Annotated in this window: 14 protein-coding genes and 2 tRNA genes; all 16 read right to left on the reverse strand. The window is 45.9% G+C overall.

Annotated features, from left to right (window positions below):
* Window positions 1-346: 346 nt before the first annotated feature.
* Window positions 347-436: transfer RNA gene (locus AC4OGX_RS07330), tRNA-Ser, on the reverse strand.
* Between the two features lie 183 nt (window positions 437-619).
* A tRNA-Ser gene (locus AC4OGX_RS07335) sits at window positions 620-705 on the reverse strand.
* A gap of 114 nt (window positions 706-819) precedes the next feature.
* On the reverse strand, window positions 820-1,521 hold the full coding sequence (gene ispD / locus AC4OGX_RS07340) for a 2-C-methyl-D-erythritol 4-phosphate cytidylyltransferase (protein WP_493329490.1): 702 nt from the start codon (window positions 1,519-1,521) through the stop codon (window positions 820-822).
* Window positions 1,522-1,556: 35 nt separating this feature from the next.
* On the reverse strand, window positions 1,557-2,585 hold the full coding sequence (gene tsaD / locus AC4OGX_RS07345) for a tRNA (adenosine(37)-N6)-threonylcarbamoyltransferase complex transferase subunit TsaD (protein ID WP_493329491.1): 1,029 nt from the start codon (window positions 2,583-2,585) through the stop codon (window positions 1,557-1,559).
* A 71-nt stretch (window positions 2,586-2,656) separates the two neighbouring features.
* A complete protein-coding gene (locus AC4OGX_RS07350; RefSeq protein ID WP_493329492.1) occupies window positions 2,657-3,562 on the reverse strand; it encodes a ribonuclease Z in 906 nt (301 codons plus the stop codon).
* 1 nt (window position 3,563) lies between these two features.
* Window positions 3,564-3,797, reverse strand: coding sequence for a hypothetical protein (locus AC4OGX_RS07355; protein WP_493329494.1), 234 nt, complete (start codon window positions 3,795-3,797; stop codon window positions 3,564-3,566).
* A gap of 171 nt (window positions 3,798-3,968) precedes the next feature.
* A complete protein-coding gene (gene tsaB, locus AC4OGX_RS07360; protein WP_493329495.1) occupies window positions 3,969-5,153 on the reverse strand; it encodes a tRNA (adenosine(37)-N6)-threonylcarbamoyltransferase complex dimerization subunit type 1 TsaB in 1,185 nt (394 codons plus the stop codon).
* A 115-nt stretch (window positions 5,154-5,268) separates the two neighbouring features.
* A complete protein-coding gene (tsaE, locus tag AC4OGX_RS07365; RefSeq protein ID WP_493329496.1) occupies window positions 5,269-5,697 on the reverse strand; it encodes a tRNA (adenosine(37)-N6)-threonylcarbamoyltransferase complex ATPase subunit type 1 TsaE in 429 nt (142 codons plus the stop codon).
* Between the two features lie 24 nt (window positions 5,698-5,721).
* Window positions 5,722-6,900, reverse strand: a complete 1,179-nt coding sequence (locus AC4OGX_RS07370; protein ID WP_493329497.1) for a phosphoribosylaminoimidazolecarboxamide formyltransferase — start codon at window positions 6,898-6,900, stop codon at window positions 5,722-5,724.
* A 14-nt stretch (window positions 6,901-6,914) separates the two neighbouring features.
* Complete coding sequence (locus tag AC4OGX_RS07375; RefSeq protein ID WP_493329498.1) at window positions 6,915-7,628, reverse strand: IMP cyclohydrolase; 714 nt, start codon at window positions 7,626-7,628, stop codon at window positions 6,915-6,917.
* Between the two features lie 73 nt (window positions 7,629-7,701).
* Window positions 7,702-9,045 carry a hemolysin family protein gene (locus AC4OGX_RS07380; RefSeq protein WP_493329499.1) on the reverse strand — a complete coding sequence of 448 codons (1,344 nt, stop codon included), beginning with the start codon at window positions 9,043-9,045 and terminating at the stop codon, window positions 7,702-7,704.
* Between the two features lie 53 nt (window positions 9,046-9,098).
* On the reverse strand, window positions 9,099-10,508 hold the full coding sequence (locus AC4OGX_RS07385; protein ID WP_493329500.1) for a hypothetical protein: 1,410 nt from the start codon (window positions 10,506-10,508) through the stop codon (window positions 9,099-9,101).
* 44 nt (window positions 10,509-10,552) lie between these two features.
* Window positions 10,553-10,945 (reverse strand): GntR family transcriptional regulator, encoded by a 393-nt coding sequence (locus AC4OGX_RS07390; RefSeq protein WP_493329501.1) that lies wholly within the window; start codon window positions 10,943-10,945, stop codon window positions 10,553-10,555.
* Between the two features lie 334 nt (window positions 10,946-11,279).
* Window positions 11,280-11,693, reverse strand: a complete 414-nt coding sequence (locus AC4OGX_RS07395; protein WP_493329502.1) for a CarD family transcriptional regulator — start codon at window positions 11,691-11,693, stop codon at window positions 11,280-11,282.
* A 152-nt stretch (window positions 11,694-11,845) separates the two neighbouring features.
* A complete protein-coding gene (locus AC4OGX_RS07400; RefSeq protein WP_493329503.1) occupies window positions 11,846-12,775 on the reverse strand; it encodes a carbohydrate kinase family protein in 930 nt (309 codons plus the stop codon).
* Window positions 12,765-13,880, reverse strand: coding sequence for a Gfo/Idh/MocA family protein (locus tag AC4OGX_RS07405; protein WP_493329504.1), 1,116 nt, complete (start codon window positions 13,878-13,880; stop codon window positions 12,765-12,767). Before AC4OGX_RS07405 ends, AC4OGX_RS07400 begins: the two co-directional genes overlap by 11 nt.
* Window positions 13,881-14,261: the final 381 nt, after the last annotated feature.

Below are 14,261 nucleotides of genomic sequence, written 5' to 3' on the forward strand. Positions count from 1 at the left end.
GATGGGTGCATCATAAATGATGCTGTTCTTAAAAATTTTCTCTATAAGAAATTTTCAAGGGTTTGTTGTCTATTGTTTAATTATCAAGGTTCTTTACTCATTCTTTTTTCAAGAGCAGTAACTTCTATATGTTATCACATCAGCTACGCTTTGTCAAGAACTTTTTTATTTTTCTTTTTTACTGTTTTCGCCATCTTCTTGCGAGTCAGCTTAAACATATTAACATTTATCATTTCGTCTGTCAAGACTTTTCTCAAAACTTTTTTACAAGTTTTTCCATTTTTCTTAACATGATCTGATAAGATCTTGCAGATATTGAAATCATTTTCTTTATCTGTAAGATAAACGGAGAAGGAGGGATTTGAACCCTCGCGCCGCTACTAACGACCTACTCCCTTTCCAGGGGAGCCCCTTCGGCCAGCTTGGGTACTTCTCCAAAACGTCCGGTATTTAATATACACGAATCAGGACAATTTGTCCAGTACTTTTTTTCATTTTTTTATTTTTCTTCATTTTTATACTTATCGGCACAATTTTCAGACATCCTTTTCAGAATATCCCGACATTTTTATATGATGCCAAAGGAAGAAAAAAGGAACTCTCATTTGAGTTCCTATAACGGAGAGGGTGGGATTCGAACCCACGCGCCCTTGCGGACAAACGGTTTTCAAGACCGCCTCGTTATGACCACTTCGATACCTCTCCATTCTGTTTATCTGTCTGATATACAGATAATTTCAATTGTGTTATCTGCCTTAGCGACGATGTTTATTTTAGCATATCCTAGAATTATATGTCAACAACTTTTTTCCACTTTTATCATTTTTTTCTTTTCACCAGAACTTCTGCTACCTCCAGATCTTCCCGGGTCGTAATCTTTATATTCTCATATGCCCCATAAACAAGCCTGATCGGATACTTCAACATCTGTTCTACCACCATCGCGTCATCTGTTACATTGATATAGGATTCCCGCATCAACATAGAATATGCACCTTTCACGATATGATTTTCAAAAACCTGTGGTGTCTGCACCAGCCACAGACTGCTGCGGTCAGGAGTCTTCTTCACAAATTCATTTTCGTCTACTACTTTAATCGTATCCTTAACAGGCATGCCTACTACGCATGCCTTATGTTTCTGAACCTCTTTAAAGACTCTGGATATAATCTCTTCATCAACAAACGGACGTGCCCCATCATGAATAAATACATACCCTTCTTCTTCCATTTCTTGTAAACCATTCCAAACAGAATGGTACCGTTCTGCACCACCCGCAAGGATTTTACTCACCTTCGTAATCTGATACTTTTCCACGATCTCCCTGCGGCAGTACTCTTCCTCCCCTGCTCCTGTAACAAGCAGGATCTCATCTATGACCGGAGAATCCTCGAACGCCTTCAGCGAATAGTATAGGATCGGCTTTCCATCCAGTTCCAAATATTGTTTGTGTACCTTCGTGCCCATACGTTTTCCCTGTCCTGCTGCCAAAACGATTGCTGTACAATATGCTTTTCCCATACTATTCCTCCTAACATAACTCTGACAGATCCCGCCTAACGCTCGCCCAGTTTCAAATTTGGCACCGCATTCAGATCCCAGCCATGTCTGGTACCTGCCAGATATTCATAATAAGCTGCCGCACCGATCATCGCAGCATTATCTGTACAATAAATCGGAGATGGGTAATAAAATGAAATCCCTTTCTCCTCACACGCCTTTTTCATTCCCTCGCGAAGTGCACTGTTGGAAGCAACTCCTCCTGCGATAGCAAATTTATTCATCCCGTATTCTTCCACAGCGGACATGGACTTCTCAACTAATACATCTACAACTGCTTTCTGGAAGGATGCCGCAATATCAGCAGGATTATAAGACTCTCCTCTCATCTGGCAGCCGTTGATATAATTCAGTACTGCAGATTTCAAGCCGCTGAAACTAAAATCATAAGGAGCCCCCTCGACATGTGCTTTCGGAAATCTGACAGCCTCTGCATTCCCTTCCTTCGCGAGACGGTCGATCTTCGGGCCTCCCGGATATCCAAGCCCGATCGCACGGGCAACTTTGTCATAAGCCTCCCCTGCTGCGTCATCTCTTGTTCTGCCCAGGATCTCATATTTGCCATAATCCTTTACACAGACCAGATGGGTGTGGCCTCCAGATACTACAAGACACAAAAATGGGGGTTCTAATTCCGGATGTTCAATATAATTGGCAGAAATATGCCCTTCAATATGGTGTACGCCCACTAACGGCAGCTTCCTTGCGTATGCGATCGCTTTTGCTTCGGCCACGCCTACAAGAAGTGCACCTACAAGCCCCGGACCATAGGTCACTCCGATCGCATCGATATCATCCAGAGTCACCTCTGCCTCCTTAAGAGCCTCTTCGATCACCTGATTGATCTTCTCAATATGTTTTCTCGATGCAATTTCCGGCACCACGCCGCCATACAGCTTGTGCAGTTCTATCTGTGAGGAAATCACATTAGACCGGACTTCTCTCCCATTATTCACGACCGCTGCAGCTGTCTCGTCACAGGAGCTTTCGATCGCCAGTATATTTATACTTCTCAGTTCTTTCATAATCCACCTCTGCTCACACTGTTTCCAATGATTGGGCCATCTGTCCCGGTCTTTGCCGGCAGCCCTGTTATTTACTCAAATGACAGTTCAACAGACATCCTGTCTTTTCCTGGTTTTGCTGCTGGAAAAATTTTTCTCACCTCATCCATATACTCCTCAGGCCTGGTAAGAGACGGGCTGTAATGTGTCAGCCACATTTCTTTCACCTGTGCCTCCTTTGCAAGCCGGGCTGCCTCATAAAATGTCATATGCTTATATTCCACAGCTTTTGCGGCTTTGTCCTTTTCTCCATACATCCCCTCACAGATGAAAAGATCAGAACCTTCCGCATTTTCCCGGATGGAATCCACAGGCCTGGTGTCTGTCGTGTAGGTCAGCTTGATCCCTTTTCTTGCGGGTCCGAGAACCATATCGGGAGTCAGCACTCTCCCTTCCGCTTCTATCGTATCACCTTTTTGCAGGCGGCTCCAGTACTGCTGCAAAATCCCCTGCTCTTTCGCTCTCTCGATATCAAATTTCCCTGCGCGGTCGATCTCGATGGTGTAACCATAACACAAAACATTGTGATTCACCTTGAACGCCTTCAATCGATATCCATTCATTTCAAACGTCTGCCTGGCTCCCTCAATCTCCACGCACCGGATCGGAAAAGGCAGCTCCGGTGCGATCACTCTCAAAGAATTCACTACCCGCTCAAGTCCTTTCGGCCCGATCAGGGTAAGGGGTTCCCTGCGGTCTGCATTTCCCATCGTCAAAAGCAGGCCCGGCAGACCACTGATATGATCCCCATGATAATGGGTAAAACAGATCACGTCAATGGGCTTAAAACTCCACCCTTTTTCTTTGATCGCTATCTGCGTACCTTCTCCACAATCTATCAAAAGGCTGCTGCCATTAAACCTCGTCATCAGCGCAGTCAGCCAGCGATAAGGCAGCGGCATCATCCCACCGCTCCCTAACAAACATACATCTAACATATTATCCCTCTATTTCTGCCGGTATTTGAAACGAAGCCAGCAGTTTATCATAACAGGACTCACATAAGTCAAAAGAATGTTTCTCACCATCCTTTTCAGAAAAATAGCCCCATGCGTAATCCACACTGAACACTCCTTCTTCTGCCCGCCCGTTTACTACCGGTATTTCTTTCCCGCATTGATTGCAAACTATTGTGCTTACTTCCTTTGTTTCTTTTATCTGATACTGGCGCATACAAATTCCTCCTGTATTTTGTACATTTCACTTTTGCTACGCCTTAATTATATCGGCTTTCCAGGGTTGTTCCTAGTGGGAAGTGCTTCCTCCATTACAGGTCTTTTTCCATAAAAGACGCTGATTCCCTGTAAAAAAGACGATCCCCATCCATCTCCTGAACAGATCCTACTATCTTCCCAGCTCCCTGCTCATCAGTACTGCATCCTCCTCGGGATCACTATAAAACTTCTGCCTGATCCCATCCTCTGTAAAGCCGTCTTCCTCGTAGAAAGAGCGTGCATCCATATTGCTTTCCCTCACATCCAGAAGCAGTTTCCTGATTTTTCTCTCTTCACAGATATTTTCTAACTCCAGCATCAGACGGCTGCCTACCCCCTGCCTTCTCACATCCCTGTCCACAGCAATGCGGGCGATCTCAGCCTCGCCTGCGGCATCATAAGCCAGAAGATAGCCTACGATCCTGCCGGCTTTCTCCGCTGCCACACAAATGGTGTTGCCAAGTCTGATCGTATCTAATACCCCTTTCTCACTCCAGGCATCCGCAAAGATCTGCCTCTCCAGCTCTGCAACTGCAGCGGCATCCTCTATACGCAGAGTCCGGCAGACTATTTCAGCCTTCTTTTCCCGTTCTGCACGTTCCCGTTCAGCCTGTGAAACGCGCAGATAATCGGGCTGATGCTCCATCGCACTTTCAAACTTTCCGGCCTTTAGATATTTGATACCCAAAGCCCCTACAGCTGCAGCCCTCTGCCGGTTCATATAGGATGGTGCAAAGGAATAAGGCACCTGAATATATTTCGCAATGGTCTCCTTATAGACAGGTACACCATCTCCCAGAAACACAACAGGCCTTCCATAAACATTCAGACGCCGGATCAGTTCATCAATGGAAACTGCCATCTGCATCCGCATCACCTGAAAGACAGGATCCACCTCTTTTGAATCTGCCTTTTCACCTGCTTTTCTCGAAAAAGTATAAAGTCCGGTATAAACCTGACTCCGTCTGGCATCCATGATCGGGCAGATGATATCCTCACAGCCATATACCTGATATGCCAGCCCGTCAACTGTCGGAATGTGTATCAAGGGCTTTCCAAGTGCCAACCCTAACCCCTTCGCTGTTGCAGACCCTATCCTGAGCCCGGTAAATGATCCCGGTCCTCCCGCAACTGCGATTGCATCTATTGTAGAAAGATCCAGTTCGATCATCCCTGCCACCTCGTCGATCATCGGCAGCAAAGTCTGAGAATGGGTCTTTTTGTAATCAATGGTATACTCTGCGATTGTCCGGTCTTCTTCTACTACAGCAACTGTAGCTGTAAGCCCGGAACTGTCGATTGCTAAAACACGCATATTTCACAACCTCTCTCTCTGCTTCTGCGTATAAAGGGGCCAGCACCTGTCTGACCCCCGCATTTTAACTCCGCCAAACTCCGCCGGGATTCCTCTGGACACCGGCAGATCTTTCTTATGGCAGCTCTTCTATTGTAATTCTTCTGAATTCGAAGCCTTCCTCCAAATCCTTCTCGATCACGATCTCTGTGCGTTTCTCAGGCAGGATCTCTTCGATCAGATTCGCCCATTCGATGAGACACACGCCCTCGCCCATGACATAATCCTCATAGCCGATCTCGTCCATCTCCTCCACATCACCGATGCGGTAGACATCAAAATGATAGAACGGCAGACGCCCCTCTTCATATACCTGTACGATCGTAAAAGTCGGGCTGCTCACCGGCTCTTCTATCCCAAGCCCTTTTGCAAATCCCTGTGTAAATACAGTCTTCCCCACTCCCAGATCACCCGTCAGAGTGTAGACCTGCCCCGGCTTTGCCTTCCTGCCAAGTCTGACACCGATCTCAAAGGTCTGTCCGGGGCTTCTTGTTTCCTGTACCATATCGCATCCTCTTTCCAGTCTGTCTTAGTGATGGAACAAGCGCAGTCCGGTAAATGCCATAGCCATCTGATACTTGTTGCATGCCTCAATGACATTGTCATCTCTGACAGATCCGCCAGGCTGTGCCACGTATTTTACGCCGCTCTTATGGGCGCGCTCAATATTGTCTCCAAATGGGAAGAAGGCGTCAGAGCCAAGCGCCACATCTGTGAGCTTGTCAAGCCATGCGCGTTTCTCTTCTCTTGTGAAGACTTCCGGTTTTGTCTTAAATGTATTCTCCCAGACACCGTCGGCCAGGACATCCATGTATTCCTCTCCGATGTAAAGGTCAATAGCATTATCCCTGTCCGCACGTCTGATATCATCCTTGAACGGCAGTTCAAGAACCTTCGGGCACTGACGCAGCCACCAGTTATCGGCCTTCTGTCCTGCAAGTCTTGTACAATGGATACGGGACTGCTGCCCTGCACCGATACCGATAGCCTGTCCGTCTTTTACATAGCATACAGAGTTAGACTGTGTATACTTTAACGTGATCATCGCGATCGTCAGGTCTACCTTGGCAGAATCCGGGATCTCCTTATTCTCTGTCACTACATTTGCAAAGAATTCATCATCGATCTTAAGTTCATTTCTTCCCTGCTCAAAGGTGATTCCAAATACTTCCTTGCGCTCTAACGGAGCCGGAACGTAGTCCGGATCGATCTGTATTACATTATAATTGCCATTTTTCTTCTGTTTTAATATCTCAAGTGCCTCAGGCTCGTATCCCGGAGCGATCACACCATCAGATACCTCTCTTTTGATCAGCCGCGCAGTATCTACATCGCAGACGTCTGACAGAGAAATAAAGTCTCCAAAGGAAGACATTCTGTCAGCGCCTCTTGCTCTTGCATATGCACAGGCAAGCGGCGAAAGCTCTCCTAAGTCATCCACCCAGTAGATCTTCGCCAGGGTCTCGTCCAGAGGAAGGCCCACTGCTGCCCCTGCAGGAGATACATGCTTGAAAGAGGTTGCAGCCGGAAGTCCGGTCGCCTTCTTTAATTCACTTACTAACTGCCAGCCGTTGAACGCATCCAGAAAATTGATATACCCCGGACGTCCGCATAATACCTTGATTGGCAGCTCACTGCCATCCTCCATATAGATCCTGGATGGCTTCTGATTCGGGTTACAGCCATATTTTAATTCTAATTCATTCATTTGTCCTTCGCTCCTTATTGATTCTTATTTACAATCTTTGTCTCATATTTGCCTGACTCAATATCAATGTAGCGCACAAACAGGGAAACCTTGTTGTCTTCATTCAGGCTGTTCCATAACAATTCTGTAAAATCTTCTATCTCATCCGGTATGGCGATCAGCTTCGGCTCTCCCTCAAAGCTTGGCAGCGGATTTCCATCGCACATATATGTATGGATGAAATGTCCTTCCCCCGCTGCCGGGTTCTCATATGCAAATGTATAGCGGTTGCAGCTCTCAGGATTTCCGTTGTTGCTCTTCAAAATAGACATCGCATAATTGTATCTGCTATTTTCAAGATGCATGATACCTGAGATTCTCGGTGTATAGTTAGGACCATCCGGCTCAAATTCTCTTGAGCGCAAGCTCTGTTCAAATGTCATCTGCTTATCCATGCCCTCATAAATCGTATCGGTCTGATCTCCGTTTGTCACGATTGTCTTATTACCCAATACACGTACAGGCGCATAGATGATCAGGCTTGGATCTGTCAGTTTCGACTCGTCGAATGCCTGTGTTCTGATTCCTTCTCCATCCTCCACAAAAATCCGGTTACGGCTGTTCTCACTGCGGCCCATGATAAAATAAGCAGTCACAGCTTTTCTGCCGTCTGCACTCTTCCCGATAATGATTCCTCTTCCAGGATAAGAGTTGCCCTTTAATTCCTGTTCGATTGATAACATTTCCATAAGATGGCTCTCCTTTATCTTCCATGAATTTTTCTTAAATACAGCTTTATTATAACTGCGAACCGGTGTAAGTTCAATAACTAAGCAAAGTTTTTTCGTTTTCCGGCGCGCATTTAGAGGCTCTCACCTTATTGATCCGGTTGCCCTTCACCTCTTCTATGGTAAACAAAACCCCATCTGCCTCTATCTTTTGATGGCTTCCCTTCTCAGGAATATACCCCAGCTGCTCGATCAGATAACCGGACAGAGTGTCATAATTCTCCGTCTGAAGCTTCAATCCCATTTCTTCGTTGATATCATCCACCAGTGCGCCGCCGTCAAGAAGGTATTCATTCTCTCCCAGAGGCACAATATCCTCGATCACTTCTTCATATTCCTCGCTGATCTCGCCCATGATCTCTTCCACCAGGTCTTCCACGGTGACAATCCCGGAGAATCCGCCATACTCATCTATCAGGACGGCCATATGTCTGCGAAGCTTCTGCAGTTCCCGGAACAATTCGTCCGCATCCTTTGTATCGGGTACGAAAAACGGTTTTCTCATAAGTTTTCGGATATCCAGATGATCCCACCCGTTTTTTCTCGCCTCGATCATCACGTCTTTCACATGCAGAATACCGATGATGTTATCAATATTTCCTTCATAGACAGGAATCCTGGAATGTCTCGACTCCAAGATCTCGTCCACAAGCGTTGAAAACGGCTCCTCTACATCGAGTACATAAACTTCCCGCCTTGGAACCATCACTTCTCTCGCGCTTCTGTCATCAAAAGAAAAGACGGAATTGATCATCTCACGCTCTTCATCCTCAAACGTACCGTTCTCATTTCCCATCTTCAGAAGAGCCTTGATCTCCTCCTCGGTCACAGCTTCTTCCTGATCCTCCGTTTTCAATCCGAAAAGCTTTAGTACACCCTTCGTTGAGACAGAAAGCAGCCTGATAAACGGCGAAAGTAATTTGGAAATATAGTGGATCGGCATTACGGTAAGCATACAGAACTCTTCCGCCTTCTGGAGTGCAATCCTTTTCGGTACCAATTCTCCAAATACAAGATTGAAGAACATCAACAGCAGGGTCACACCATTTCTCGCTATTGCCATACTATATGGCACACGAAGGCTCTCAAGCCATCCTGCGAGTGCCGGAGCTATCCCCGCTGCCGCAGATGCACTTGAATAAAACCCTGCAAATGTAATCGCTATCTGGATCGTGGAAAGAAACTTCGTGGAATCCTCAAAGAGGCTCTGAATCACGACCGCCTTTTTATTGCCTTCCTCCGCCATGCTGCGGATTCTGTTCTTGTTCACAGACACTACCGCCATCTCGGCCCCGGCAAAAAATGCGTTCATCAAAGTGAAAAATAATAAGAGTAACAATTGAAACAAAATCGTGTTCCCGTCAGGGTCTGAATCCATAATAAAAAATGCTCCTCCTAAAATGTTTTTAGAAGGAGTATAGCATGAAGGCTTTATTTCTGCAAGAGGGTATCCAATTCTCTGTACCATTTCTTAACATCCCCGGAATCCTTGCTGTTGATGTAGATCGTTGTGTCCGGAAGTTCAATTTTCAGGATTGGAGAATACCCCTTATAAATATATGCCCGAAAGGGTCCCATCTCCTTACCGCGGAACTTACCAAGCATCTGTTTCCCATCTGCCAAGCCGTTTGTCTTGGTGACAGAATCATCCGGGAGCGAATCTATCACTTCCACACTTTTGATCTCATCGGGGTCGATCTCTACCCCATAGCTTGGTGCCGAAACTTCAATATGATCCCGATCCACTTTTAAATATACAGGCGTAAAATCGAACTCCAAAAACTTAACACATATAACAATCAACGTAACTGCCACAACTCCCAGGAGGCCGAAAGTAAATATCTTTCCGCCTGTACTGGCCATATTGGTTGTGTAGTTCATATCACAGCTTACCTGGTCCTGGACCCAGATCCGTTTGTCATTGGGGTTGCTGTACCAGCCATTCTTCCAGTAGACATCGTTATCCACATATAAAGGCTCTGAATCCTGACTCAGAATTTCCTTCTTCTTATAACCCAGATAAAAGATCCCCAACAGTACGGCCAAACCTGTCAATGTCTGAATGCCGATATACACCGCAAGCCCCAGGCCGCCGATCCATTGCTCTTTCACACAGAGATATACCAAGGCGACAAAGGAAATCCAATTGCAGTATCCACTGATCAGCCAGATGCCAGAGTAGATTCTTTTCTCCAGCCGGTTGACTTGTTTATTTATATTTGTATCACTGCTGTAAACCTTATTCCCGGTCCGGTTCGTACACATATGAAGTATCACAAACACAGCCTCCATAGAAACAAAAATCAGGATAAATATCCACAGCTGCCCTTCGTTCTGCAGAAATTCCCACACAGGCGGCACCGCACATAGTCCTATCCCGGCTATAGCTGCCGGAAGATGCCACCAGACCGGAAAAGGAAGCTTACTGCCTAATGCGCTGACCTTCGTATCAACGACTATAATCCTGCTGCCTGATGCCCCATACCAGCCCTTCTTCACTTTGATATCGTATAGCTTCCGATGGGAATAGAATAAAACAAGCATCGCTCCGCCAAAAAATTCTGCCATCCACAGACACCACAATATCATAAAAATAGAAAAATGCCACCGATATAAAAAACAGACACCGACAGAAAGAATGAAATTCCAGATGTAAAACCGCTTTGTATTCCTTCTGTGCATCTCCAATACAGCTTTTACTTCCGGCTCTTCTACCGCATAGGATGGAATATGTACTCCCAGAAGCATCCCGTCTTTGTATTTTATCCTGCCGCCGTAAACCGCATATGCGACCCCTACCATGAATAAGTCCAGTCCTATAAAAAATAACATAAAAAGCATCTGCCGCACCTCCTGCTGACTTTCATCTGCCACCTTGTTTAAAGTTAATGCGCAGAAGCATATTCGGGATTCAATCCTGAAAAAATCTTCTCACACATGGTCAGAAATTCTTCCTCGTCTACGCCTTTCAGCTTCGCCTCTGCGCCCAGCAGCTCCAATTCACTTTCTAACTTCTCCCTGAACAGACCGCTGATATCTTCTACCGGACGCACCGTCGCTCCATGGCGCCGGTCAATCTCAATAAATCCTTCTGCTTTGAGAACCTGATAGGCCTTGTTCACCGTCATTGTGTTCACGCCCGCATCCTGGGCGAGCTGCCTCACCGTGGGCAGCTTCTCCCCCATCTTCAATTCTCCTCTGCCGATTCCCATTACAATCTGGTTGCGAAGCTGCACATAGATTGGAATGTCACTGGCCATATCTAATTGAATCAGCATATCTGCCACCTCCTGTAATTTTCTTTGTATTACTCATTATAATACAAATAATACTTTTGTCAATCACTGCAGGGGCTTTTCTTTTACTTATTCAAACAAAGTGGGCAAGCCCACTTCAACTCCCCATCCTTTCACCCGTGAGGGGCTTGCACACTTTGGCGCTGCCGCGATGCCGCAAAAGCGGCTATATACCTTATCGCGGCGTGCGCATCCCCGGAGGTTTTGATGATATAGGTAATTCCAGAGGAATTTCCTATATCATAAAAAGCTGTACTACCACAGGAACGTACATTTTCGTACCTTTTCCGCAGTAGACACAGCCTGTCTTCAGAATCTATTGAATAATACTCTGTTTCGATTCCTCTCTTATAAACTTTTCAACTTTATTTACAGGTATCCCCTGGGCATAAGCCAATTCTCCATACAGTGCATGTTCAAGCAGCTGTTGATATTTTTTATCCATACTGGTAATACTGCCTCTGTTTTTCGCCCTTTTATATAAGGTTTTCAGTACTCGTACCCAGTCCTTCGGGCTGAACTTTGAAATGCATTTTTTGTATTCCTTCTCGCGCAGTTTTTCATTTTGAATCCACAATACATCTATATCCGCAATATTGCGGATCAATTCCAACGCTTCCTCCCGATTCAGCGTTCTCCTTATATTCACCTGATCTTCCGCTGGCACATATGCCTTCTCCTTAGAGTCATCCAAGGACTGAAGCGTGTAATATTTTTTTCTCCGGTCCATCCTGGTCTCCTCCCTTTTTTTCAGATAGATATATCTTACCATTTTTCAGTTTTCACCGTAAGGATTTTTAAACCGGAAATATTAAATTTCGTCAATATGATCAAACAGGAAATCCCCCGCTTTTGTTTATTCTGCCTATATATTTAGAGTTATCAAATCAAGGGATTTCCAATCTCTTTTCCCTTGATCCACTCCGCTGCGCCCACAACTCCTACTGCTCTCGCCCCGCATTTATTAGCAAATACGGCACACTCCCCCAAGGACAGCCCTTTAGACAAGCCATACAAAAAGCCGGCAGCAAAACTATCTCCCGCTCCGGTTGTATCCACACAGATGACATCTTTTTCAGCACTTATCCACATTTCCTGCTCTTTGTTTTTCACATAGCAGCCATTTCCACCGCATTTTATGATCACATTTTTCACACCTGCCAAAAGGAAACTTTCTGCCGCCTGTTCTATTGATGACGTTTTTGTCACCATCACTGCCTCTTCCTGATTGGGGAACAGATAGTCTACATATTCCAGCGCCGGGCGGATATCTTCTACTGTCTCCCCATGCTTGCACTTCGTCATATCTGCACAGACCAGCATCCCCTGTTTCTTTGCCTGGCGAAACAGCGCCGCCATCTCATCACTTCCAAACCCAGGAAAGACAAAGATGCTCGCAAAACACAGGATCCCCGCATCTTCCGGAAATGGGAGGGAAACATCCTCTAATCTCAGACGCCTGAGGCTTCCTCCGGGATTTGTCAGAAAGACGCGTTCGCCATCTTTTTTCACAAGCACTACGTTAACGCCAGTATCCAATCCTTTTTGTGTATGTATACGTTCCACATCGATCCCCGCATCGATACAATGACGCATTACGGTATCTCCCGCCATGTCACTGCCTAATAGAGTTTCCAATTGTACAGGGACACCCAGCGCCGCCAGGACTGTAGCTTCGTTCAATGCATCACCGCCTGCAGACATACGGATCGTCTCGGCAGGATAAGAACCAGTCTGAAATACCTCTTCCTCAGCAGGAGATACTAATACGTCTATGATCCCGGCACCAACTATTATAATTTTATTCTTCACGGCAATGCCTCTCCCATTCTTCTCTGTATTGTTTCGTATCCAGCGGGAAACTGACAACCTTTTTCTGCCAGGAGGACAAGTACGCTGCATTGATCAGTTCCACCGATTTTGCTGCTTCCTCCAGAGGACACAAAATCTCACCGCAGCCGTCCACAGCCTGAATAAAGTTATTCACCACTGCCGCCTGCTGCACCGAATTATCAGCATCATCAAATACGATCTTCTCCTCAGTGTATGGGATGCTTCCGTATATTTCTTTTGTCGTACCGGAATATTTCCGTTCATCCATCTCAAGCTTCCGATATGTCATATATCGATCAACTTCTAAAATGACCTGCCCCTTACTTCCACTGATCTCCAATCGGTTTGTCCCCGGGAATTCCCTGGAGGAAGCGATAAACTGCACTGTAGTGTCTCCAGGATACCACATCTGGAGCAGCACCTCATTTTCAACCTCTATCTCACGCTCCACGCCATATCCGCAAAACGCCTGTATCTGTTTGGGCATTCCCATCAGCCAGATAAGAAGATCTAATTGGTGGGATGCCTGGGTCAGCAGAAGTCCTCCTCCTTCCCCGGTCCATGTGCCCTTCCAGGCCTGAGAACTATGATACGCCTGTGTCCGATAGAGATTGGTGATCTGCCAGTGGACACGTTTGATCTCCCCTAACTCTCCATTACACATGATACGATACAATTCCTGGTATGCCTTACTTGTTCTTCGACAGTAAAGTACCCCTGCTTTCAATCCCGGATGTGAATACAGCGTCTGCAACAGCCGCCCTGCATCATCCGCAAAAATTCCTACGGGCTTCTCGATCAGGGTATGAATCCCTTGCTCCAGCGCCGCCTCAGCCATATCGATATGCAGGCGGTGAGGCGTACAGATAAGAACCGCGTCTATAGATCCGCTCCTTAGCATTTCATCGTAATCATCGAATAATACCGCCCTGTCAAGCTGGTATTTTGACTGCACTTCTAACAGATGCTGCTGATTTCTGCTGTACATGGCACAGATCCCGCAGCCTTTCATTCTTTGTGCTTTATAGAGTTTTATATACTCCTCTGCTATGTAACCGATTCCGGCAATCCCTATTCGAAGCATCTCTTCATCCCCGCCCTTTTATTAGCATTTTCTGGTCAAACCAGCCTGTAACACGATTGTTCCATAAGCGGATTTTATCACATTATACATATGCTTTCAATTCTTTCACTAGACTCCCTCTAGAAATATGCACCGCCAGGCATACAGCAAAAAACCCACAAACTTGACATTTGTGGGTTTTCCATACATAAATAATATGCAATTGATTAACGTTTGCATAATTCCGACCCTTGAAAAATAAGGCTTTTCAAGGATTTTGTCAGTTACCCGTGTGTTACTCAAACTCCTCGGAGAGTTCTCCCGTTGTTTTATTATAACACACCCGTCCGGAACTTACACCTCAATGATGCGAACATGCTCCGGCTGACCGGACAGGAAAAT

Source organism: Faecalicatena sp. (genome assembly GCF_058819085.1).